Raw genomic sequence first — 24,117 nt, forward strand, 5'->3', positions numbered from 1 at the left:
CCAATTTCATTCATCATAAATGAATCAGACTCTATTACTGGAACAGGTGAAGTTGACATTGCTAGTGATAAAATAAGTGAGCTAAGCATTCATATTTCCTTAATTATTATTATTAATTTCATGAATGTTAAAGCATATAGTGTGCCAAAAATTTAAAGCCTTATTTAATAAGGCTTTTAGAGAGGGGGGTTAGTGGAATCGTATTTTTGTCAAAACTTTGTTAAAGGCAGTACCGTTTTTTAGTCATTTTATTTACAAAGTGACATTAACGTGACGTTTTACCAAAATTAGTCGATTTGTTAGTTATTTGGTGCGAGAGGAGATATTTCTGAAAGTCATTTTCTGGCAAGGGTTTACTATAGAGGTAACCCTGTAATTGCTCACAGCGCAAACCAGAGAGGAAGTTGAGCTGTTGATTCGTTTCTACCCCCTCTGCGACTACTTGCATGCCTAAGTTGTGCGCAATTGTCACTATGGTCGCAACCATGTTACGTCCTTGTTCAGACTCTTCGATGTCATCCACAAAAGCTTTATCTATTTTTAAGGTATTCAATGGAAATTTTTTCAGATAAGCGAGCGACGAATAACCCGTGCCAAAATCATCTAACGATAAATGAATACCCATCGCTCGAATTTGCAACATAATGTCAATGGCTTTTTGGGGAGAGTCCATAACGGTACCTTCCGTTATTTCTAATTCAAGGTACTTAGCCGGTAATTGGCTTTCTTTGAGAATGTCAGCGATCATGCCAACCAAATTAGGCTGGGTAAATTGTACCGCTGATAAATTGACCGCTACCCGACCACTAAATAGCCCAGCATCAACCCATTTTTTAGTCGCAAAACATGACTTTCTTAAAACCACCTCGCCAATGTCAATTATTTGGCCTGTTTCTTCAGATATAGGGATAAAAGTTATTGGACTGATAATGCCTTTTTTAGGGGTTTCGAAACGCACTAAGGCTTCCATACCAGCGACTTTACCGGTAGAAATTTCAATTTTAGGTTGATAGAAGACTGAAAAAGAATCTTCTTTTAAACCATGGCGTATTAAGCTTTCAACTTGTAAGCGTTTTACGGCTGCTTTATTCATCGAATCACTGAAGAACTGATACTTATTACCACCATTGTTTTTAGCATGGTACATGGCTGTATCGGCGTTTTTCAGTAGCTCTTGCGGGGATATGCCATCTTCAGGATAAAGTACAATACCTAAGCTACTAAAAAGAACCACTTCTTGATTTCTCAGTTTTAGCGGCTGGGCAATGGTCGTTAGCACATCTTTAGCAATACTGGTGATCGTATGAATATCGTTGGTGTTTTCAATAATAATACTAAATTCGTCACCACCTAAGCGGTAAACCGTATCTTGCTTTCTACCAACAGCTTGCATTCTCTTTGCTACTTGGCATAGAAGTACGTCTCCTACTTCGTGTCCCATAGAGTCATTAATCTTTTTAAAATTATCTAAATCAAAAACCAATAGAGCATGAGGGGCTTTTTTATTAACTAGCAGAGTTTGATTAGCTTGAAAATATGAGCGATTAGGCAGGCCTGTTAATGTATCGCTATTGGCGAGTTTTCGCAGTTCGGCTTCTGTTTCTTTGCGCTTAGTTATATCAGAAAATACACCAACAAAATGAGAAATACTTTTATTCTCATCAAGTATCACATCGATATTAAGGTCGGTTAAATACTCTTCGCCATTATCACGTTTACTTTCGATTTCATCGTGCCAACTGCCTTTGGTTATTAAGTGCTTTTTTACATCTTTGGTGAAACTTTTTGGATATTGAGCAAACTCTAAGGTTATACCAAGCATTTCTTTACGCGTTTTTTGGGTGATGCGTTGGTAAGATTTATTGACATCAACAATATTAAAAGCACGATCGTATATAACAACCGCATCTGAAATATTTTCAATACACTTGGCAAATAACTTTAAACGTTCATCAGCTTTTTTTATGCGGCTTATATCTTTTAAAGTACCTGTCATACGGGTTGGGGTGCCTTTTTCATCGCGTTCGACTATTTTTCCGCGATCAAGTACCCATATCCATTTATCATCTTTATTTTTAACACGATAGGTCGCTTCAAAATGGTCGGTATCGTTATCGAAATGGTCGTTTATTGCATCACGAACTCGCGCGATATCATGTTCGTTAATGTTGGTTTTATCGGAGCCGACATTACGTTTTCCATCTTGTGGAAACTCTAAAATACCCCAAATATTTGAGCGATATATCTTGCCAGTGATTATATTCCAATCCCACATTTCATCGCCACTGCCCCATAGAGAAAGCTTCAAACGTTCTTCACTTTTTTGAATTTGTAAGTGAAATAAACGCTTATGGCGTATTTGCTGAACAAAATAAGCAATAACTAATAATATAAATAGGGCATAAACAATAATGGCGCTTTTTGATAACCACCAAGGAGCCAGTATATGAATGTTTAAGGTAGTCTTTTGATTTGGAACAGTACCGAGTAAATCATAGGCTTCAACTTCAAAGCTGTAGTCACCATGACTCAGGTTGGTATAGGTCGCTCGGTAGTTATTTTTACCTGCCTCGATCCAATTCTCTTCTAAGTTTAATAAACGATATCGGTAGCCTATTTGGTCAGGATATTTTGCATTCGGCGAAATAAACTCAATGGTAAAGGGGGATTGTTCGTGTTTTAAGGTTAAATTATTTAACTGACTTAACTGTTTACCTAAAGAGAATTCGCTATTACTCGAAGGCCCTTCTTTATCCCTTACATTAATTTTTTTATTAGCTATCAATAATTTTGTTAATTTTGGCGAATTCAATTGTTGGGTAATCTTTAGTACTTTTTGTGGATTAAATTTATATACACCATCACGACTACCAAAATAAAGCTCATTGTTAATTGTTTTTAAAGCGGAGTTGTTGATAAACTCATTATCAGCAAGGTGCAGATCCTTACCAAAGTTTTTAACTTGTTGAGTTGTTGGATTAATAAAAGAAATAGCTCCATTCGTTGTAAACCAAGCATTTTCTTTATTATCTAACAAAACAGATTGAATTGAATTGTTTAATAACTTGTTACTTTGATTAAAGTAAGTAGTTTTCTCATTTTTCTTATCATAAAGTAAGATACCTTGTTTAGATGTTAGCCAAACCCATAAGTCTGAAACTTTTATTGAAGTTATCTCGATTGTTGATAAATATTTAATACCTTCAATATTATGATTATCAAACTTTCTTTGGCTATCTGAAGATATCGATAAGTCAAAAGAGAGTAATTGGTTATTTGCCGAGGTTAACCAAATGGTATTATTTTTATTATCGATATCAAAGGTTGTTAAACGTTTATTATCTTGTGGCTGGTATCGATGAAAGTCATTTGTGGATATCAGATAGGAGGTAAGGTGGCCATTAGTATCTATAAACCAAACTTTATTATTAAAAACTTTAAAAGGATAGCTTTGGTCATAAAGTGAATTTTCTTTCCAACCTTCAACTTTTACTGTTTTTTTAGAAGTAACGTTATAAATAAATAATTCACCAGAGTCGTTATCTGGTGAGGTATTTATCCATAAATTATTCTTATTGTCAGCTTCTATATGATCAATATCTTTGCTTTTCATTGAATTAATATAATTACCTGAAGTTGTACTTTTTATATAATTCAATCCGGAATTTCGTTCATTAAACCAAACTTTTCCGTCCGTTGTTTCAGCTAATAACTCAATGTAACTGCTAGTGCTTCCATTTGAATAATGCTCAAAATGAAGCGAGTCATTAAAAAATATATTTACCCCTTTTCCGTATGTTGCAAGCCATAAGTTACCCGTTATATCTTTGATAATTTTTAGGGTTCTATTTTCTGAAAGACTGCTAGGTATTTGATTTTTTTGATAGGTTCTTATACTTTTTAAACTTGGGTCTATAATATTCAAACCATTGTTAGTGCCAACCCAAATTTTTGAATTATTACTGAGCACTATACTTCTTACGTTGTCTGAAATGATTTTATTTTTTTTATGAGTTGTGTGGTAACGATCAACTAAATTATAATTTTCATCTAAGACATAAATACCATCATCGGTTGCTAACCAGTAGTTACCCTTAATTTCTTTTATGTCAAACAATGAATTAGCTGGTATGGTTATGTGAAATTTATTTTTTTTCTTTTGTAATGACGCAGAGTAATTTAAGTTTTCATTCACTAAGAAAATCCCATTATCGTAGCTGCCAAACCAAAAGTTTCCTTTCAAGTCTTGATAAATCGTTTTTATTTCTTTTAATTCATTTTCGAGTCCGTGAATTTTTATTTGTTTAAAATGATTATTTGCTTCGTTAAATTTATGAATACCGTTTGCGGTAGATACCCAAATATTATTGTCTTTATCTTGATAGATATCCCAAACCACATCGTCTTTTAATGATTCATTATTACCTTCTTGATGATAATAATTCTCAAAATTATCAAGTAGTACATTATATTTACTTAAACCTTTCCGGGTACCAACCCACAGCACTCCATCTTTATCAATAAACACTTTACGGATAAAGTTATTGGCAATGGAGTTAGGGTCTTCTAAGTTGTTTCGATAATGTACGAAGTTTTTTCCATCATATCTATTGAGACCTTCTTCTGTCGCTATCCATATAAAACCATTGAGATCTTGGGCAATATCAAAGACGTTGTTTTGGCTTAAGCCATCAGTGGTTAATAAATGCTTGAATTTTAAAGTGGCTTGGCTAGATAGTGAGGTGCTCTCTGCGATAAGGTTTTCTGTTGTTGCTGTTGTTTGTTCAGCCAAAGCACTTTGGATACCAAATATTAATGTGAGAGTGAGTAAGCATAAAATGCGGAAGAACTGTTGGTATTTTATCAGATGAGTCTTTGGAAAAAAATTAAGCACAAATACAACCTTGGATAGAAGCTTCAATTAGGCTTATTTACACCACTCATAATATAAAATAGAAGAAAAATATTTATAATGAATTATTTGACCGTTTGAACGGTATAAATTAAGCAAGCAATTTTATTATTTTTGTTATTTATATTGCATCAAGCCACATTAAAAATCATGGCTAGAGCTAAGTCAACTTATTTACCCTTATATGAATTAGATACTCAGATAAGTTAATATCATTAGCCCTAATATTTTATCGGCAGGTTTAGTATTTTCTTTGACAATTTTTTAATTTTTTTTCAATACTTTCATTGTGCTGCAATGTTTTCTCATCATTTTCTGCAATGTTTTCTTGGTAACTTGCTAAGGTTATCCTGTCGGTATTGTTGTTAAATAAAAGTTGTTGAGTAAAGAAGCGACTAATATCATCAATCGTCAATGATAAAATAACGTTGATCAATTGTTGTTTCTCATCGAAATTCGTTTCTTTATTACAAATAGCGGCCCAAAATCGTTGGCTCTTTATTCGTAAACTTGAGTCTTTTTCTTGTAATTGACTCGCCAAACCTTGTTGAATATGTTGCCAATCTTGCTCAGATAACAGTGTTAAATTGTCCTGTGCTCTATTAATAAACTCGTTTATTTCTTTTACTAAAACAATAGCGTCAACGTGCGGTGACTGTATATAGAAAGCGATACCAGGATAACGATTAATAGGAATGAAGCCAACTCCTACCAGATAACCAAATTGTTTTTCAGTGCGCATTTCTTGAAAAAATAGGGGTGACAATATTTGGCTGGCGATCATCGTTATCGCTATTGTTGTTAAATCTTTTCCTACGAACGGGTAATACACCACGGCAGCATGATCATGTTCTGGTAAATGCAAAGGAAGGTGAATGTCACCTTGGTCTTCAATATCAAGAACAGGTACATTAACGGCATACTTATCTGAATAATGATGACTAAATGCTGCTTTTAATTGTTCACTAAATTTCAATGCATGTTCAGGTAACCAGTTGCCATGCATTAACGCCTCAATAGTTATCTCATCAAACAAGTGTTTTCTAAAGGCGACAAACTCTTCGAAAGAAGTATTTTCTAGCGCGTTAGCGAGTGAACTACTTGTTGGGTTTTTAGGTTGCATTGTTGAGCTAAGAATCGAAAATAATTGCGAAATAGATTTACTGGTTTGCGCGTTATGCCAGTGGTTAATTAATTGTTTTTTAAATAACTCAAACTTTTCTTCAATGAAATCCTCAGTGACTAGACTTATCAATAACTGTTCGAGTAACTTGTCTTGTTTAGTACTAACCCCTGATAGTTGTAGAGTAATACCACCTTGGTGCGAAAATAAATGGTAATGAATTCCAGCTAATTCAGCATCATAATGCTGTTCAATAACAGCATCGCTATACAAATCAACAAATAACCGTGTCATTGCAATATGTTTGCTGTCTTTTATCGTTAGGGGAGCATCAATACCTATGTAAATATAGCCCTTGGGGACAATAAAAGTACTGTCTTGTTTAAACCATACAGATAAACCATCAATTTTTTCAATTAATTTGGGGGTTTTATTACCCTGCTTAGCAACAGGTTGACACGGATATATTTTGGGCTCTTCGACAATATAAGGATTACTTAGCGGCAAAGAAAAATTAGCTGTTAATGCTTCATTTTCCCAAGTGTTAATTTGCAGTTGAGTTATTTTTTCAATACTGAAAGGGACTTGGTACCAAAAACTATTTTTATCAAATTCATTTTGCGCACTAATATGAATAATGCGCATATTGCTTGCTGATAAATAGCCCAACAAGACATTGATTTCTTGTTGTTGCATACCATCCATTATGTAGTCACCGTAAATATAATCTTCGGATCCGTAATGCTGCATGTTAATAACTAACTGACAAACAGAATCTAATGGTTTTAGTTTTTCTTGGTGCTTGAACGCTAAATTAGCGATTGCCTGCTTTTCTTGATAATAAAACTCATCAACAGGTTTGCTCTTCATTAAATTTAGGTAAGAAAAAATACTGCTAATGATTTCGTTAATATGTTGCTCACCTAATTCAGTAAGTGAAATACTTAAATTGAAATCTTTAAAGTTTGAACCATTTACTCCTGAACCAGCGGTTAAGCTAAGTGCCCAACGCTGTTTTTTAAGATAAGACAATATACTGCCTTTACCCTCATGACCCAGTAAATAGGTCAAAATAGATTCTGGTTTGTTACGGTAGTAGGGATCAATGCTGGGCATTGCAAAACTAACAATAAGTTGCCTGTCATTCTTTACCGGTTTTACATTAATTTTTATTTGTTGGTGTTCAGGTAAATAAAGCGGTATATCTATTATTTTGGGGCTTGAGGTTGCGGCTTTTATATCGGTAAATTTATTCTTTGCTAATTGTGATAACTCATCAAGTGACTGTGGGCCCTCTAATACAAGTGTCATTATGTTGGCACGATAATGCTGTTGAAAAAAATCACGTATTTCGGTTGTCAGATCGCTTTCTTTTCTGTCTGCTAGAGTATCAATTGAACCAACCGAGAATTTTGAAAACGGATGGGCTTGATTAATCGTCTCTTTGTGAACATCGTATAGACGACGAATATCGTCTTTAAGTTTAAGTTTAAATTCAGCATCAACATTTTGGCGTTCTTTTTCAACAAACTCTTGTGAGAGTAAAGGACTGATAAAGAATTGGCTAAAACGATCTAAAGCAAAAGTAAAATGTTGATGTTGGATATCGAAGAAAAAACAGGTGTGCTCAGTTGCTGTCCATGCATTATTACTACCGCCATGTTGACTAATATATTTTTGATATTCACTGCCGTCTGGATAAGACTTAGTGCCTAAAAATAGCATGTGTTCTAGAAAATGGGCTAAACCTTCACGGTTGCTGGGGTCACTAAAGTGGCCAATATTTACTGCCAATGCTGCAGCTGATTTATTGGTTTGTTCGTTGTGAACTAATAGAACACGCAAGCCATTAGCTAATGTTAAGGTTTTATATTGCTTGTTGTCATTTGGGCTTTTTTTCAATATCGGCTCCGGCAAACACTGCAGCAACCTCATTTGTGACGAACACTGGAAAGGTAAGCGTTTGTTTCTAAGATTATTTTAATTATCTAGTTAAATTACCTGAAGCACCAACTAGAGTCTATTGTATTCTTAATTTATCTATTAATTATCTATACTATAGACTGAAATAAGCGCTAAAATGCCATCGATTTGAAAAAATGATGTTATTTGGAAAATTTATGCGAATATTTGTAATGCGACATGGTCAAGCTCAAGCAATGGCTCCTTCTGATAAAGGTCGTGAATTAACTGCCGTTGGTCAACGTGAAGCTGAAATGATGGCAAAGAAATTGGTCCATCAAAAAGAGCATTTTGATGCTATTTTTGTTAGCCCTTATGTTCGCGCTCAACAAACCGCAAAAATTGTAAAAAACATCTTAGCAACAACAACAACTCTAACCACGCTTGAATTTATAACGCCAGAAGACTCAGCTCAACAAATGCATAATTATATTGATGTCACTTTCATCGATAATGCCCAGGCAAATGTACTTATTGTTTCACATATGCCTTTGGTCTGTTATTTAGTGGAAGAGTTTACCTGTGGTCAACATGCGCCGTTATTTGAAACTGCCTCTATTGCGGTTATTGATTATGATATAAGTACCGCGAAAGGGCAGTTAGTTTCGCATACGACACCCAACAGTCTTTAGCGCTTTGGTTAGATAATATCAGCGAAGCGATCATTAAGTTCAACTAAAACCAATAATGCGCCATTACCACCCCACTCAAGTGGTGCTTGATGAAAAGCCATTACGTCAGGGTGTTGCACTAGCCAATGTGGGACTTTATTCTTTAGTACCTGTGAACCTAAGCCATGTACAATACAGACACACTTCGCATGTTCTTTTTTACAAGCAAACATTAGCGCGGCAATTTCTAACTTGGCTGTTTTCTGATCTAAACCATGTAAATCTAAAATTAAATCGGGTGCGTACTGACCGCGTCTTAAATTTTTAGCCTCAAAGCTGTCAACATCTTCACGCACATATTTCATCGGCCCTTGCTGATTCAGATTTGGTTCAAACTCATCAGAAAAGTAGAACTCAGCATGTTGTTTTTTCTTCGCATCTGCTTTGTTTTTTCCAAGATGTAAAGATTGATTTTGGCTTTGCTTTTTTATAGGCGCAATTTTATCTTGCACAATTGGCTTTACTTTACCAATAGCCTGCATAAATAAATCTTTCTCATCGGGTGTCAATGCGTCTTTAAATTTCATCTTGGAAACTACATTCTTACTTTAAGAGGGAAAACAATTCAAATTCTAAAAACATCTGTGGGCAATAACAAGCAAAAGGTTATAATACCGAGTAAATTAACTCAATGATCAATGTTAATGCTCTAAATATCCAAAAACAGCGTTGCTTTTAATCCCAATAGCCAGCTATTAGTCAATCAATCGTCTTGTTCTTGAAAATTTATCTTCATTTAAATTTGCACCATGAATTAATTTAATTGTTATAGTACCCCTTATAAAACTTGTTAAATAAAGAGAGTAAATGTGAACGAAGTTGATTTTTCACCGATTAAGGATGAACTGTTTACCATAGGTGATTATCTACGGTTTGCCACCAGTGAATTTAATCAAGCCGAGCTTTTTTTTGGTCACGGTACTAATAATGCGTGGCATGAAGCTATAACTTTAGTGATGTTCGCTTTAAACTTGCCAGTAGAGTTAAATGAACAAGTGTTTAATTGTCGTTTAACATCAACTGAAAAATCAGCGGTATTGGCCTTAATTGAACGACGTATCGTCGAACAACTGCCGGCTGCATATTTAACCAATCATGCCCAGTTTGTTGGCTTACCCTTTTATGTCGATGAGCGGGTTTTAGTGCCACGCTCCCCTATTGGTGAATTAATAGAGCAACACTTTTCGCCAAATTTTTCACCCGAAAATCCACCTAAACGTATTCTTGATTTATGTACGGGAAGCGGCTGTATTGCCATTGCTTGTGCGGTAGCGTTCCCTGAATCCGAGGTTGATGCGCTCGACTTATCAATTGATGCATTAAATGTTGCACAAATTAATATTGAAAATCATGGTTTAACAGAACAAGTTATTCCAATTCAATCTGACGTTTTTTCTGGGGTTGAGGGGCTAAGTTATGATTTAATCGTAACCAACCCACCTTATGTTGATCAAGAAGACGTTGACGCATTACCGCAAGAATACTTGCATGAACCTGAAATGGGCTTAGGTTCGGGTGTCGATGGCTTAGATATTGTTCGTGAAATTCTTGCTCAAGCGGCGAGTCATTTAAATGAGAACGGTGTGTTAATTTGTGAAGTAGGTAACTCTCAAATTCATGTTGAGCATGTTTATCCACAGGTGCCTTTTACGTGGTTAACCTTTAAAAATGGTGGTCATGGTGTGTTTATGTTGACTAAAGAACAGTTAACAAGCCATCAGAACAGTTTAACGCAAGCATTTGAACAAAAGTAATTTAGCTTATTTACCGTAATCGTGTATTCAAATAATAGAGAGAAGATATATTCATGTCAGGCAATACCTTTGGAAAATTATTTACCGTAACATCATTTGGTGAAAGCCATGGTTTAGGCTTAGGTGCAATTATTGATGGTTGTCCGCCAGGACTCGCCTTATCAGAAGCTGACTTACAAGATGATCTTGACCGTCGTCGTCCTGGCACTTCTCGTTATACTACGGCACGTCGTGAAGCCGATCAGGTTAAAATAATGTCGGGTGTTTTTGAAGGCAAAACCACAGGAACGCCTATTGGGCTGTTAATTGAAAATACCGATCAACGTTCAAAAGATTATGGAAATATCGCGCAAAGCTTTCGTCCAGGTCATGCCGATTATACCTATTGGCAAAAATATGGTATTCGTGACTATCGTGGCGGCGGAAGATCGTCAGCACGTGAAACCGCTATGCGAGTCGCCGCAGGCGCCGTAGCTAAAAAGTACTTAAAAGAAAAATTTAACGTTGAAATTCAAGGGTGTGTTACCCAAATAGGTGATGTTTGCGCAACTAATATTGATTGGGATATTGTAGAAAATAATCCATTTTTCTTTCCTGACGAAACTAAACTTGAAGCCTTAGACGAATTATTGCGTGGTATTATTCGTGAAAAGGATTCTATTGGCGCTAAAATTATGGTGCGAGCCACTAACGTTCCTGTTGGTTTAGGTGAACCTATCTTTGATCGAATGGACGCAGATATCGCTCATGCGCTTATGGGCATAAATGCTGTTAAAGGTGTTGAGATTGGTGATGGTTTTGCTGTCGTCAATCAAAGAGGCTCTGAGCACCGCGATGAGTTAACGCCTGAGGGTTTTGCAAGTAACCACAGTGGAGGCATTTTAGGCGGAATTTCATCAGGACAAAGTATTGTTGCAAATATTGCGATGAAACCAACTTCAAGTATTGGTGTTAGTGGTAAAACCATTGATTTAGATGGTAAAGCGACTGACTTAGTGACTAAAGGTCGCCACGACCCTTGTGTGGGTATTCGTGCGGTTCCTATTGCTGAAGCTATGTTAGCACTAACCTTGATGGATCATTTTTTACGTCATCGTGGACAAAATGCTGATGTCGTTTGTGTAACACCTGATATAGAAGCCTAAGTCGTCTTTATTATTAAATACCAAAAGTGATGACATCAGTTAAGTTCGTCAGACTGTCTTCGAGTTACTTTTGGTATTTTGCTATCTTAGGCTTGATCATTCCTTTTCTACCTGTTTTTCTTGATGCCAAAAGCTTCAGCTCAATTGAAATAGGTGAGATTCTGGCTATTATTACAGCCACTAAAATCATCGGTCCAACCTTTTGGGCTTTTGCCGCCGATAAATCAGGTAAACAATTAACCATTATTCGCAGCGGTGCCTTGTTGGCATTATTGAGCTTTTCATTACTTTTTTGGCTAAATGGTTATTGGCCTGTTGTTTTTTGTTTAGCGATTTTTAGCTTGTTCTGGACCGCTGTTTTACCTCAGCTTGAAGTGCTTACTCTTAATTCTATTAGACGTAGTGCTAAAATTTATGCGCGTATACGCTTATGGGGCAGTATCGGTTTTATTTTCTTGGCTGTGATAGCCGGGGATTTAATTGAACGGTATTCCGCAGATGCTTTTACTTATTTAGGTGTCATTGTGCTGGCGGGACTATTTCTTTCAAGCATGAAACTCCACCCTGCAAAAAAGACTAAAAATCCTGTGCAGCAAATCGAAAAAATCAGCGATAAAATATTCAGTCGCTCATTTATATTCTTTTTTCTTGCTGGCCTGATGTTACAAATGAGTTTTGGTCCTTATTATGGTTTTTTTGCGCTTTACCTTCGTGAGCTCGCTTATCCAGGATTTGCGGTTGGTATCTTCATTACCATCTCGGTATTGGCTGAAATTCTTATTTTTATCTATGCGAGTATATTCTTTCGATACTTCCGACTAAAAACCTTGCTGGCCATCAGTATATTACTCACCTCGTTACGTTGGTTTATGACGGGTAGTTTTGCCGATGTCATTTGGGTACTTGTTTTAGTACAGTGCATACATGCGCTGAGTTTTGGTTTGTACCATAGTGTTTCTATCCAATTTATCCATCAACATTTTAATCACGACCAACAAAATCGTGGCCAAGCTATTTATATCGGTGGTGTTTATGGTCTAGGTGGCGCGATTGGCGCTTATATTGCTGGTATCGTTTGGCAAGGAGGGCAAGGCAGTGAACTTGCCTATAACCTAGCGGCATCTGCAGCATTTATTGGCTTTGTGTTAGTGTTATTCATGCAAGATAGGCAACAAGTTAATGTCAGTGGCTAATACTTATCCGCGTTCTCATCCTTTTATACTCAATATATTTTTCAGCCTAGTGGTTAATCACTAGGCTGACATTCATCTTTCTAATTAATTAGCATTTATAAGAATAGGTTCTCCTAAACCTAATGCTTTTAGACGTGGTAGTTGCGATTTTGCATCACCTACCACTAAGTAAATCATTTGTTGATGGTGTAAATGTTGATTGGCTAAAGACTTGACGTTAGCCAAAGTTAAGCTTTCAACTGATTTTGCTCGTGCTAATACATAGTTTATCGGCAAGTTGTACTGGCTAATATTTTCTAACATGGTCAGTTTAGCGTTATATGTTTCGAATTTTCTCGCATTACTCTTTAAATAATAGCTTTGAGTAGTTGCTAAATCTTGGTCAGTAAAATCAGTTTGATAATTTTCTACCAGCGATTTTATTAATGCTGTAGCCTCTAATGTGACATTGGTGCGCACACCACTGCTAATGATAAACTCGCCACTTGATTTACTGCCGCTAAAACTTGAACGCACGCCGTAGGTATAACCTTTTCCTTCACGTAATTCTTGGGTGAGTTTTGAAGCGAAACTACCGCCGCCTAGAATATAATTCATCACTTGAGCACTATAGAAATCTTTATGCATAGCATTTAAGGCTGGGAAGCCAATTCTCAACTGCGATTGCTTAGCATCGGGCACATCATAAAAATATAGGGTTGATGATGTGGGTAGCGCTGCTGGTAACATCTTAGGCAAAACAGCTTTAGTATTAAGCCAATTATTTTCTAATTTTTTAAAAGCCGTTAATACGCTTGTTTCATCGATATCGCCAACAATATGAATATCCGTTAAATTTGGCGACAGTTTTGTTTGATAAAATATTTTTAAATCAGCTAAAGTGATTTCCTCAACAGACAATAATGTCCCTAATAAGTTATTCGATAAAATATGAGTTTTACCATAAAGTAATTTATTCATTTGGTTATTAGCCAATTGGTTGGGGTTGGTTTGCTGTTGTATTATTTGACTAATAATATCTTGCTTGGTGAGAGTAAACTCTTTTTCATCCCAACGAGGTGCTAAGAGCATCTCTGTGATCAAGTCGACAGTTGCTTGATAGTTTCTTGCTAAAGTACTGGCTGATAGCTTTATTGATTCTTGAGTTGCATAAATACTAATGGTAGCGCCAAGTTTATTAATCGCTTCTTCTAGTTGTTGAGGGCTTTTATACTTGGTCCCTTTATTCATCATTTCAGCGACTAAGTTGGCGACACCGACTTTTTGTATATCATCAAATAATAAGCCACCAGCAACCGTTATCTCAAGCTGTACTAAAGGGACTTCGCTATTTTTTATCCCGTAAAAATGTAGCCCATTGCTTAACTGACTTTGCCAAACGGTAGGTACCGATAGCGTTGGGGCTTCACCATATTTAGGTTCACTCGCTCGATCGAAACTTGAAGGCGTATTTACATAACGTGATTGCTGGCCAGCATCAAAACTTTGCTCTGCATTAGCGACAATTTTTTCTTCAATAATTTGTGCTTTTATAGAGTTTTCTAATGCTAAGTCTTTTTGGCCTTTCGGTACAAAACTGGTGGCAACAAAACTTTTGTCTTTAATATATTGATGATAAACACGTAAAACATCTGCTTTGTTGACGGCTAAAATATTTTTAGCTTCTTGGTTAATAAAACCAGGATCCTGAGTGAAAATATTATATTGTGCTAATTTAAAGCCCTTACCTAATACACTTGAAAGCCCACGATAGAAGGCTGTTTCTTGACCTGCCTTAATCGTAGCAAGATCTTCATCACTAAAACCTTTTTTTTCAAACTCGCTAAGTGCTTGACTAATTGCTTGGTCAATCTGGTTTAAGTCAGTGTTCTCAAAGCCTCGTACCTTTACCATTAATTGGCCAGCCAACTCTGATTGGTAGTGATACATGGTTACTCGAGAGGTTAAGGTTAATTCATCAATTAGCTTTTTATTGAGTAAGGCTTTCTTACCATCACTGAGCAATTCAACTAAAACATTTAATGCGTAACTGTCTGAGTGATATTGTGGGACTGTCGGCCAAGTTAGGCTGAGTTCGGGTAACTTAGCAAAATTATCTTCATGATAAATTTTCTTGGTTGTTGTTAGATTTGCAGCTTGCTTGGCGAGGGGCGATATTTCATTACCCGCCTTAATCTCATCAAAATACTTATGTACCCAAGCTTTTGCTTGTGCTTCATCAAAGTCACCGGCAATAACCAAGGTAACATTATTGGGGACATACCAGCTTTTAAAGAAATCTTTAACATCTTGAAGTGTTGAGTTTTGTAAATCAGATAATGAACCAATCACTTGCCAGTTGTAAGGGTGACTCTCTGGATAAAGATTTTTATCAATAACATACTGTGTATGACCATAAGGGCGGTTGTCATAACTTTGTCTTTTTTCATTTTTAACCACTTGTTTTTCTTTAGCGAGTACTTCTTCGGTCACCGTATTGATAAAAAAACCTAGTTTGTCAGCTTCTGCCCAGATCATTTTTTCTAAAGCGTCATTGGGGACAGTTTGATAATAATTTGTTCTATCGCGGCTAGTCGAGCCGTTTGCACCTGAGCCGCCAATACGGGCACTCATTTTGTCTAATCCACCTTTACCCAGGTTTTCAGACTCGAGAAAGAGCAAATGTTCAAATAAATGAGCAAAGCCTGTTCGTCCTTGTGTTTCACGAGCAGATCCAACATGTGCCGTTAATGCAACAGCAACAACTGGGTCTGAACGGTCTATATGAAATACAACTTCTAAACCGTTAGCTAAGACGAACTTGCTATATTCAATATTTATAGCGCTATCAACCACATTCGTCTGTTCAGATTGTTGGCTGATTGTTACTGAGTTAATTGATTTTTCTGCTGTATTACAGCCAGTGTTCGCAAGAACGGTTAATAATGAAAAGCTTAGCGCTGCCCACTTCATGAGTGAAACCTTATTTTAATGATTAATAATATTGCTGATATTGTGCCTTTTATTTATCCAAACACCAATAAAAGTAACGATATAAAGTAAATTTAATGTTAATAAATATTACCAAGGTATAAAAAAAGCGCCGTAAGCGCTTCTTTCAAATCTGTTTATGTAAACTGTGACTATTTATTTAACGCTTCACCTAAGTGAGGGCGGATATCTTTTAGAATAGTTTTTAATAAACGAGGACAAGCAGCAACAATATTACCTGAAACAGTATGGTTGTGATCGCCAACGAAATCAGTGACTAAACCACCGGCTTCAATAATTAATAATTCACCAGCAGCAGATTCCCAAGGTTTTAAACCAATTTGGAAATATCCATCAACACGTCCGGCAGCGACATAAGCTAAATCTAAAGCTGGAGAGCCCGAGCTGCGAAGATCTGATGATTTAGTAAATAATGTTTTAAACATTTCTAAGTAAGCGTTGCTGTGTTGCTTGTGCTTAAATGGGAAACCTGTGGCAACAATTGCACCAGAGAGTTCTTTATGTTGTTTTACGCGAATACGAAAGCCATTGAGTTGTGCGCCTTTACCACGACTAGCAGTAAAAAGTTCACCGCGAGAAGGATCAAAGATGATAGCTTGATCTAATTTACCTTTGACTTTCAAAGCAATAGACACTGAAAAATGTGGAATGCCTTTAATAAAGTTCGTTGTACCGTTTATTGGATCAATAACCCACTGGAAGTCGTCATCTTTTCCTTTAATCACACCACATTCTTCACCAATAATTGTATGGTTAGGGTATGATTTTTTTAATGTTTCAATAATGGCTTCTTCAGCGCTTAGGTCAGCACTAGTGACAAAATCATTTGTCCCTTTTGCTTGAACTTCAACTTTATCTAACTGTTCGATGGCACGAACAATAACTTTACCTGCGTTACGCGCAGCGCGAATACCAATATTAAGCATAGGATGCATATAGAGACTACCTTTTACATATTTGTAAATAGAATTAAACAGTATAACAACTTTTATAAAGAACGAGGCTTGCCGCCGAGCGGATTTTCAAGCGCGAAAATTATAGCAAAGTTATCAGTAATTAGCGACATTGTTTTTTATATAAAATATCAAAGAAAAAATTTCATAGATGTTTAATAACTAACACATAATTTTTCGCACTAACCATTTTCAATAAATTTGATGATTTTTTCTCAGCACAAGGTTAATGTTCTATGATAATATTATTGTTAATTTTAGCCATCTAGATAGTTAATACCAGTAGGTATAATTTATTTTATAAATTAACTATAAATTGAGTAATTTAAGATAATGTCAGAGCAATCATCACTTTTAAGTAATGTTCGGATTGTATTAGTTAATACTTCCGATTGTCGTAATATTGGTTCAGCCGCACGCGCTATGAAAACAATGGGGTTAAGTGAACTTATATTAGTTGATCCTATTGAAATGCCAAATGGTCAAGCACAAGCTTTAGCTGCAGGGGCTACTGATGTATTAAAAAATGCCAAGGTAGTTGCTACTTTAGCGGAAGCTATTAGTGATTGTGGTTTAGTTGTTGGCACCAGCGCACGTTCTCGTACTTTACCTTGGCCAATGTTGGAGCCAAGGGGCTGTGGAGAAAAACTTGTCGAAGAAGCCTATAACTTTCCAGTTGCTTTAGTTTTTGGTCGTGAAAGCAGTGGTTTAACTAACGACGAATTACAACTTTGTCATTTTCATGTGCAGATCCCAGCCAATCCTGATTACAGTTCATTGAACTTAGCGATGGCGGTTCAAACCTTAAGTTATGAAGTGCGGACCAGTTTTTTAATTGATCAACAAAAAGCATTTCAAACAAAAGGCGAAAATTTAAGTAAAAATTTACCCAAAAAGACGCTTGATGAAGACGAATATCCGATTATGGACGAAACTGAGCGCTTTTATCAACATTTTGAAGATGCTTTAAAAGAAACTGGCTTTATAACGCCGAGTCATCCAGGCCTAGTGATGACTAAGTTACGACGCTTATTTAATCGTGCCCGTCCCGATGTTAAAGAAGTCAAAATGATGCGTGGAATCTTAGCTTCAGTGCAAAGAGCCGCTAAAGCTAATGATAAAGAAGCAAACAAAGAATAATAAAAGTAAGCAATCGTACCCGTTTCGATGCAAAGTGCCTTCTAAATTCTGCATTTTGACCGATAACGGGTATATATTGGTACTTGCCTTAACCAATATATAGAAGGATAGAAATATGTTCAGCCGTATCAGAGAAGATATTAAAAGTGTCTTTGATAGAGATCCCGCCGCTCGAAATACGCTAGAAGTTCTCACCAATTATCCTGGTATGCATGCCATTTGGATCCATCGCTTGAGCCATAAGTTGTGGAAAAATAACTGGTATTTACTTGCGCGTAGCTTATCAACATTTTCACGTTGGTTAACTGGTGTTGAAATTCATCCAGGAGCAACACTTGGACGTCGCTTTTTTATTGACCATGGCATGGGGATTGTTATTGGTGAAACCGCTGAGATTGGTAACGATGTTACCTTGTATCACGGTGTTACTCTAGGAGGCACAAGCTGGAATGCCGGTAAACGTCATCCAACATTAGAAGACAACGTGGTTATCGGTGCAGGAGCTCAAGTCCTTGGCCCCATTACTATCGGTAAAGGCGGTAAAGTTGGCTCAAACTCTGTGGTGGTGAAAGATGTGCCTGCTAATGCAACAGCTGTTGGTATTCCGGCACGTATTGTTAATGAAAAAAGCCAGTCAGAAAAAGAACAACGTGACCAAGTGGCTAAAAAGTTTGGGTTCGATGCCTATGCGGTATCTGCGGATAATCCTGATCCTGTCGCTAAAGCTATTGGTCGAGTCCTTGATCATATGCACTTAATGGATAAAAAAGTCGCTGACTTATGTAAAGAAGTCAATCATCTTGGTGGTGAAGTGTGTCAAGAGGATCTACCTGAACTTCGAGTTGGCGAATTTATTGACGATGAAATAGCGGCAGCTAAACGTCGAGAAAAACGTGTGGAGTCATTTGATCCCGAAATTTAATAGAAAATAATTGATGAGTTACCCGATGTTTGATCCCTATCAAACTAAGGTATTGGCTATTAATTGCTTATTTTTACAACAGGTGTAGAATACTTGAGTAAAACAGTCGGGTATTTAGTTGACTATTTTATAAGGTTATGTAGAATTGCTAACGATTCGATAGGGGCACACAATGAAACTGACTTCAAAAGGGCGTTACGCCGTAACTGCTATGTTAGATGTAGCAATACATGCAGTAACTGGACCCGTACCTTTAGCCGATATTTCAGAGCGACAGGGGATCTCGTTGTCATATTTAGAACAACTATTCTCTCGGTTAAGAAAATATGGCTTAGTAAATAGTATTAGAGGTCCTGGCGGAGGTTATCGCTTAGGGATGTGTTCTGCAAAAATTTCGATTGCTGATGTTATCAATGCTGTTGATGAATCTATTAAAGCGACGAGATGTGACGGTAAAGGTAATTGCCAAAACGGTGACGAATGCTTAACCCATACATTGTGGGAAGGTTTAAGTGACCGAATCGAAGATTTTTTAAAAAACATAACGTTGGCCGAACTTGTCGAGCAACGCAATGTGAAATTAGTGTCTAGACGACAAGACAAAGCGCATGCGCGAGCAAACAAAGTTATGCCGTCATTAGAAACATTAATTAAAACCAAGAATATTATGCACGACATGCACTAAATGCGTGTTGTCAAACTGGAGAACGTTAGCGAATGAAGCTTCCTATTTATTTTGATTACTCAGCTACAACACCTGTAGATAAACGTGTTGCAGAAAAAATGATGCAGTATATGACTACTGACGGTTTTTACGGTAACCCTGCATCTCGTTCACACAAATTTGGCTGGCAAGCTGAAGAAGCGGTTGATATTGCACGAAATCAAGTCGCAGAGCTTCTTAATGCCGACCCTCGTGAGATTGTTTTTACCTCAGGAGCTACCGAGTCAAATAACTTAGCCATTAAAGGCGCTGCCAACTTTTATCGTAAAAAAGGTAAGCACGTTATCACCTGTAAAACAGAGCATAAGGCTGTTTTAGATACTTGTCGCGAACTAGAGCGCCAAGGCTTTGAGGTGACTTATTTAGATCCTGAGAGCAATGGCTTGATTGACCTTGATAAATTAGCAGCAGCTATGCGTGATGACACTGTATTAGTTAGCATCATGCATGTTAATAACGAAATTGGTGTTATTCAAGATGTTGCAGCAATCGGCGAAATGTGTCGTGCACGTAAAATTGTTTTCCATGTTGATGGCGCACAAAGTGTTGGCAAAATCGAAGTAGACATGGAAAAGTTGAAAATTGATTTAATGTCAATTTCAGCACATAAATTCTATGGTCCAAAAGGTATGGGCGCTATGTATGTGCGTCGTAAGCCTCGTATTCGTCTTGAAGCTCAAATGCATGGCGGCGGACACGAACGCGGTATGCGTAGTGGAACATTACCAACGCATCAAATCGTTGGTTTAGGTGAAGCTTGTCGCATTGCCAAAGAAGAAATTACTCAAGACATCGCTCACGTAACTGAAATGCGCGATCGTTTATGGGCTGGCTTGAACACCATGGAACAAGTTTTTGTTAACGGAGATTTTGATAATCGCTATCCGGGTAACTTAAACGTAAGTTTTAATTTTGTTGAAGGTGAGTCTTTGATTATGGCGCTTAAAGATTTAGCGGTTTCTTCTGGCTCTGCATGTACTTCAGCTAGTTTAGAGCCTTCGTATGTTCTTCGTGCTTTAGGTTTAAATGACGAAATGGCACATAGTTCAATTCGTTTTAGCTTTGGCCGTTTTACCACGACTGAAGAAGTAGACTACGCGATTACACTTATTCAAAAATCAATTGGGCATTTACGTGATATGTCACCACTTTGGGAAATGTTCCAAGACGGTATTGATCTAGACTCAATTGAATGGGCTGCTCACTAAGCATCCCCACTAAAAATTTTACTGATGAGCGGGCATTTTGTTTCGTTCATCGTTATTAGGAGAGAAATCATGGCTTATTCAGAAAAAGTAATTGATCACTATGAAAACCCACGTAATGTTGGCTCAATGGATAAAAATGATCCACAAGTAGCAACAGGAATGGTTGGCGCACCGGCATGTGGTGACGTAATGAAGTTACAACTAAAAATCAACGCTGACGGTATTATTGAAGACGCTAAGTTTAAAACTTATGGTTGTGGTTCTGCGATTGCCTCAAGTTCATTAGTGACTGAATGGGTAAAAGGTAAGTCAATTGACGAAGCAGGGAAAATTAAAAATACTGCTATTGCCGAAGAGCTTGCTTTACCGCCTGTAAAAATTCATTGCTCTATTTTAGCTGAAGATGCTATTAAAGCAGCGATTGAAGATTACCGCAGTAAAACTGCTTAAACATCGGAGTTATTTATGAGTGTTACAATGACGAAAGACGCAGCAGACCGTGTTCAGTCATTTATTACCAATCGAGGCAAAGGTCTCGGTTTACGTCTTGGTATTAAAACAACGGGATGTTCTGGTTTAGCTTATGTGATGGAATTTGTTGATGAGTTAAATGAAGATGATACGTTGTTTTCAATCTCTGATGTGAATATCATTATCGATGGAAAAAGTTTAGTTTACCTTGATGGTATTGAAGTTGATTTTGTTAAGGAAGGTCTAAACGAAGGTTTTAAATTCACAAACCCGAATGCCAAAGGCGAGTGTGGTTGTGGTGAAAGCTTTAACGTTTAATACCAAGTCTCTAAGCCTTTTAAATATTGCTGAGTAGCAAGTAACTTAGTCGCAGTGGTATATATTTTGTGAACGACTTAATGTTAAGTCGTTCGCTGGAGTTTTTGTGAATTATTTTCAGATTTTCGGTTTTACAGAGCAATATGAACTCGATGTTCATAAATTAGCTGATATTTACCAAACACTACAAAAAAAAGTACATCCAGACAAGTTCGCTCATGCTTCTAGTCAAGAGCAATTAGTCGCGGTTAAAAGATCAACCTTAATTAATGATGCCTATCAAACACTAAAACACCCCTTGAAACGTGCACAATATCTATTAACATTACGAGAAAGTGATCAGCCAAATGAACAAGCTTCATTTAGTGATAACAGTTTTTTAATGCGCCAAATGGAATTACATGAAATGCTTGACGATGTTAAGCATGCTGACGACCATGAAGCTGCCATTCTAAATTATGCTGCAGTATTAAATACCGGCTTTGAAGAACTCGCTTTAGAGATGCATACCTTGCTTGATGAAAACTCCATCCAGTCAAACTTATTGGCAGGTGATAAATTACGAAAGTTAAAGTTTTATCAAAAGTTACGCGTCGATCTCGATAAATTAGAAGATCAACTTTTCAATGACGACTGATCGTTAGTTCATATGAATTTTAGTTTAATAAAATAACAGCAAATCGATGTTTTTTTATTTACAATGAAATATCATACCGCCCGTTAATCGTAATCGAATATAAAAGAGTCTAAAAATGGCGTTATTACAAATAGCTGAACCTGGCCAAAGCACGGTTCCTCATGAACATCGCCTCGCCGCAGGTATTGATTTAGGTACAACTAACTCTCTTATCGCCAGCGTTAAAAGTGGTTTATCTGAAACCTTAGTTGATGGCGAAGGTCGAGATATATTACCCTCAGTGGTGAGTTACCAAGCGAATGAAGTATTAGTAGGCCATGCCGCTAAAGCACATTCGGTGAGTGATCCAGAAAATACTATTGTTTCAGCTAAGCGCCTTATTGGTCGTTCATTAGCTGATATCAGTAAAAAATACCCTTCACTGCCATATTCTTTTTCAGGTGATGAAAGTCATCCAAGCATCACTACACGTACTGGTGAAGTAAACCCAGTGCAAGTATCGGCAGAGATATTAAAAAGTTTAAAACAACGTGCAGAACATGCATTAGGTGGTGAGTTGACTGGTGTTGTTATCACCGTGCCTGCTTACTTTGATGATGCCCAGCGCCATAGCACCAAAGATGCGGCAAAACTTGCTGATCTAAAAGTTTTACGTTTACTTAATGAGCCTACAGCCGCTGCGGTCGCTTATGGTTTAGACAGTGGCAAAGAAGGTATTATTGCTGTTTATGATTTAGGTGGGGGTACCTTTGATATTTCAGTATTACGTCTCAATAAAGGTGTCTTTGAAGTATTAGCGACCGGTGGTGATTCAGCGCTAGGTGGTGATGACTTTGACAATCTTCTTGTTGACCACATTATCGAACAGACGGGTTTGCAACGACCATTGTCAGCAACCATAGAGCGTCAATTGTTACAGCAAGCCTGTTACGTGAAAGAACAACTGACAGAAAATGAAGTTATTAGTTTCTCATTAACGCTAGAAAATGGTGATGAAAAACATGGCGAAGTTAATCGTGTGATGTTTGAGTCTTTAATCAATACTCTAGTAACTAAAACATTACGTGCTTGTCGACGCGCATTAAAAGATGCCGATATTAGCGTTGATGAAGTCATTGAAGTGGTGATGGTTGGTGGTTCAACGCGTGTTCCTATGGTTCGCCAACAGGTTGAAAAATATTTTAATCGCTTACCGTTAACGTCTATTGATCCCGATAAAGTGGTTGCCATTGGCGCTGCGATTCAAGCCGATATTTTGGCGGGTAATAAGCCCGACAGCGATATTTTGTTACTTGATGTTATTCCTCTATCACTCGGCCTAGAAACGATGGGCGGATTGGTTGAAAAAGTTATTCCTAGAAATACGACAATTCCCGTTGCTAAAGCACAAGAGTTTACGACCTTTAAAGATGGGCAAACGGCAATGGCTGTTCACGTGTTGCAAGGTGAGCGTGAGCTTGTTGAAGATTGTCGTTCGTTAGCTCGATTTGAATTGCGTGGCATTCCAGCGATGACTGCCGGTGCTGCTCACATTCGTGTTACGTTTAAAGTTGACGCTGACGGTTTATTAGAAGTGTCAGCCATGGAAAAGTCAACAGGTATTGAAACAGGTATCACGGTGAAGCCCTCATTTGGTTTAGAAGAGCAAGAAATCACTCAAATGCTCAGAGACTCAATGAGCAATGCTCAGCAAGATATACAAGCGCGTATGTTGAAAGAACAACAAGTTGAAGCCTCACGCGTTATTGAATCAGTACAATCGGCACTGATTAATGACAGCGCATTACTAAATCATGACGAAATTACCACAATAAATAACGCAATAACCGCTTTAGCGAAGATTGCCCAAAGCACGGTTGCCGATGATATTGAAGCAGCTATTGAAATATTAAATGAAAGTACCGCTATTTTTGCTGAACGTCGTATGGATTCTTCGATAAAAACAGCACTAGCAGGACATTCAGTAGACGAAGTTTAAAAACTTTTAGGAGCT

17 protein-coding genes are annotated in these 24,117 nt (G+C 37.1%); 12 read left to right on the forward strand and 5 right to left on the reverse strand.

Annotated elements, in window-relative coordinates:
• Window positions 1-265: 265 nt before the first annotated feature.
• On the reverse strand, window positions 266-4,894 hold the full coding sequence (locus H4J70_RS12075; protein WP_182251212.1) for an EAL domain-containing protein: 4,629 nt from the start codon (window positions 4,892-4,894) through the stop codon (window positions 266-268).
• A gap of 259 nt (window positions 4,895-5,153) precedes the next feature.
• A complete protein-coding gene (locus tag H4J70_RS12080; RefSeq protein ID WP_182251213.1) occupies window positions 5,154-7,937 on the reverse strand; it encodes an insulinase family protein in 2,784 nt (927 codons plus the stop codon).
• A gap of 218 nt (window positions 7,938-8,155) precedes the next feature.
• On the opposite strand from H4J70_RS12080, the gene sixA reads away from it, so the two are divergent.
• Window positions 8,156-8,629 (forward strand): phosphohistidine phosphatase SixA, encoded by a 474-nt coding sequence (gene sixA, locus H4J70_RS12085; protein WP_182222081.1) that lies wholly within the window; start codon window positions 8,156-8,158, stop codon window positions 8,627-8,629.
• Window positions 8,630-8,637: 8 nt separating this feature from the next.
• Here the strand turns inward: sixA and smrB are convergent, their stop codons facing one another.
• Entirely contained in the window at window positions 8,638-9,195 is a 558-nt protein-coding gene (gene smrB / locus H4J70_RS12090; protein WP_182215041.1) for an endonuclease SmrB, read from the reverse strand.
• 282 nt (window positions 9,196-9,477) lie between these two features.
• On the opposite strand from smrB, the gene prmB reads away from it, so the two are divergent.
• From prmB to H4J70_RS12105, 3 genes are read left to right on the forward strand one after another with little or no spacing between them, the layout of a single operon-like run.
• Window positions 9,478-10,422: a 50S ribosomal protein L3 N(5)-glutamine methyltransferase gene (gene prmB, locus H4J70_RS12095; protein WP_182215039.1), complete on the forward strand. Its 945-nt coding sequence runs from the start codon at window positions 9,478-9,480 to the stop codon at window positions 10,420-10,422.
• 53 nt (window positions 10,423-10,475) lie between these two features.
• Window positions 10,476-11,567 carry a chorismate synthase gene (gene aroC, locus H4J70_RS12100; protein ID WP_070376082.1) on the forward strand — a complete coding sequence of 364 codons (1,092 nt, stop codon included), beginning with the start codon at window positions 10,476-10,478 and terminating at the stop codon, window positions 11,565-11,567.
• A gap of 29 nt (window positions 11,568-11,596) precedes the next feature.
• Window positions 11,597-12,760 (forward strand): MFS transporter, encoded by a 1,164-nt coding sequence (locus H4J70_RS12105; RefSeq protein WP_182222082.1) that lies wholly within the window; start codon window positions 11,597-11,599, stop codon window positions 12,758-12,760.
• An 84-nt stretch (window positions 12,761-12,844) separates the two neighbouring features.
• Here H4J70_RS12105 and H4J70_RS12110 read toward each other — a convergent pair whose 3' ends face one another.
• Together H4J70_RS12110 and suhB are read right to left on the reverse strand one after the other, a co-directional pair.
• On the reverse strand, window positions 12,845-15,712 hold the full coding sequence (locus H4J70_RS12110; protein ID WP_182251214.1) for a pitrilysin family protein: 2,868 nt from the start codon (window positions 15,710-15,712) through the stop codon (window positions 12,845-12,847).
• A gap of 170 nt (window positions 15,713-15,882) precedes the next feature.
• Window positions 15,883-16,686: an inositol-1-monophosphatase gene (gene suhB, locus H4J70_RS12115; RefSeq protein ID WP_070376083.1), complete on the reverse strand. Its 804-nt coding sequence runs from the start codon at window positions 16,684-16,686 to the stop codon at window positions 15,883-15,885.
• 351 nt (window positions 16,687-17,037) lie between these two features.
• On the opposite strand from suhB, the gene trmJ reads away from it, so the two are divergent.
• From trmJ to hscA, 8 genes are all read left to right on the forward strand, one after another.
• The gene (trmJ, locus tag H4J70_RS12120; RefSeq protein ID WP_182215033.1) at window positions 17,038-17,844 is read left to right on the forward strand and encodes a tRNA (cytosine(32)/uridine(32)-2'-O)-methyltransferase TrmJ; all 807 of its coding nucleotides are present in this window, start codon (window positions 17,038-17,040) and stop codon (window positions 17,842-17,844) included.
• A 115-nt stretch (window positions 17,845-17,959) separates the two neighbouring features.
• A complete protein-coding gene (gene cysE / locus H4J70_RS12125; RefSeq protein WP_182215031.1) occupies window positions 17,960-18,766 on the forward strand; it encodes a serine O-acetyltransferase in 807 nt (268 codons plus the stop codon).
• A gap of 172 nt (window positions 18,767-18,938) precedes the next feature.
• Complete coding sequence (gene iscR, locus H4J70_RS12130) at window positions 18,939-19,451, forward strand: Fe-S cluster assembly transcriptional regulator IscR (protein WP_070376086.1); 513 nt, start codon at window positions 18,939-18,941, stop codon at window positions 19,449-19,451.
• Window positions 19,452-19,483: 32 nt separating this feature from the next.
• Window positions 19,484-20,698, forward strand: a complete 1,215-nt coding sequence (locus tag H4J70_RS12135; RefSeq protein ID WP_070376087.1) for an IscS subfamily cysteine desulfurase — start codon at window positions 19,484-19,486, stop codon at window positions 20,696-20,698.
• Between the two features lie 69 nt (window positions 20,699-20,767).
• On the forward strand, window positions 20,768-21,148 hold the full coding sequence (gene iscU / locus H4J70_RS12140; RefSeq protein WP_070376088.1) for a Fe-S cluster assembly scaffold IscU: 381 nt from the start codon (window positions 20,768-20,770) through the stop codon (window positions 21,146-21,148).
• 15 nt (window positions 21,149-21,163) lie between these two features.
• Window positions 21,164-21,487, forward strand: a complete 324-nt coding sequence (iscA, locus tag H4J70_RS12145; RefSeq protein WP_070376089.1) for an iron-sulfur cluster assembly protein IscA — start codon at window positions 21,164-21,166, stop codon at window positions 21,485-21,487.
• 106 nt (window positions 21,488-21,593) lie between these two features.
• Window positions 21,594-22,124, forward strand: a complete 531-nt coding sequence (gene hscB / locus H4J70_RS12150) for a co-chaperone HscB (protein ID WP_182215029.1) — start codon at window positions 21,594-21,596, stop codon at window positions 22,122-22,124.
• A 115-nt stretch (window positions 22,125-22,239) separates the two neighbouring features.
• Complete coding sequence (gene hscA, locus H4J70_RS12155) at window positions 22,240-24,102, forward strand: Fe-S protein assembly chaperone HscA (protein ID WP_182222084.1); 1,863 nt, start codon at window positions 22,240-22,242, stop codon at window positions 24,100-24,102.
• The last annotated feature ends 15 nt before the right edge of the window (window positions 24,103-24,117 follow it).

Source organism: Colwellia sp. BRX8-9 (genome assembly GCF_014077245.1).
Classification (GTDB): Bacteria; Pseudomonadota; Gammaproteobacteria; order Enterobacterales; family Alteromonadaceae; genus Colwellia_A.

Coding starts and splice junctions, on each gene's coding strand:
- trmJ (WP_182215033.1), top strand. CDS start 17,038: ATGTCAGAGCAATCATCACTTTTAAGTAATGTTCGGATTGTATTAGTT.
- suhB (WP_070376083.1), bottom strand. CDS start 16,686: ATGCATCCTATGCTTAATATTGGTATTCGCGCTGCGCGTAACGCAGGT.
- iscU (WP_070376088.1), top strand. CDS start 20,768: ATGGCTTATTCAGAAAAAGTAATTGATCACTATGAAAACCCACGTAAT.
- H4J70_RS12110 (WP_182251214.1), bottom strand. CDS start 15,712: ATGAAGTGGGCAGCGCTAAGCTTTTCATTATTAACCGTTCTTGCGAAC.
- iscA (WP_070376089.1), top strand. CDS start 21,164: ATGAGTGTTACAATGACGAAAGACGCAGCAGACCGTGTTCAGTCATTT.
- hscA (WP_182222084.1), top strand. CDS start 22,240: ATGGCGTTATTACAAATAGCTGAACCTGGCCAAAGCACGGTTCCTCAT.
- H4J70_RS12135 (WP_070376087.1), top strand. CDS start 19,484: ATGAAGCTTCCTATTTATTTTGATTACTCAGCTACAACACCTGTAGAT.
- cysE (WP_182215031.1), top strand. CDS start 17,960: ATGTTCAGCCGTATCAGAGAAGATATTAAAAGTGTCTTTGATAGAGAT.
- iscR (WP_070376086.1), top strand. CDS start 18,939: ATGAAACTGACTTCAAAAGGGCGTTACGCCGTAACTGCTATGTTAGAT.
- smrB (WP_182215041.1), bottom strand. CDS start 9,195: ATGAAATTTAAAGACGCATTGACACCCGATGAGAAAGATTTATTTATG.
- sixA (WP_182222081.1), top strand. CDS start 8,156: ATGCGAATATTTGTAATGCGACATGGTCAAGCTCAAGCAATGGCTCCT.
- H4J70_RS12105 (WP_182222082.1), top strand. CDS start 11,597: ATGACATCAGTTAAGTTCGTCAGACTGTCTTCGAGTTACTTTTGGTAT.
- aroC (WP_070376082.1), top strand. CDS start 10,476: ATGTCAGGCAATACCTTTGGAAAATTATTTACCGTAACATCATTTGGT.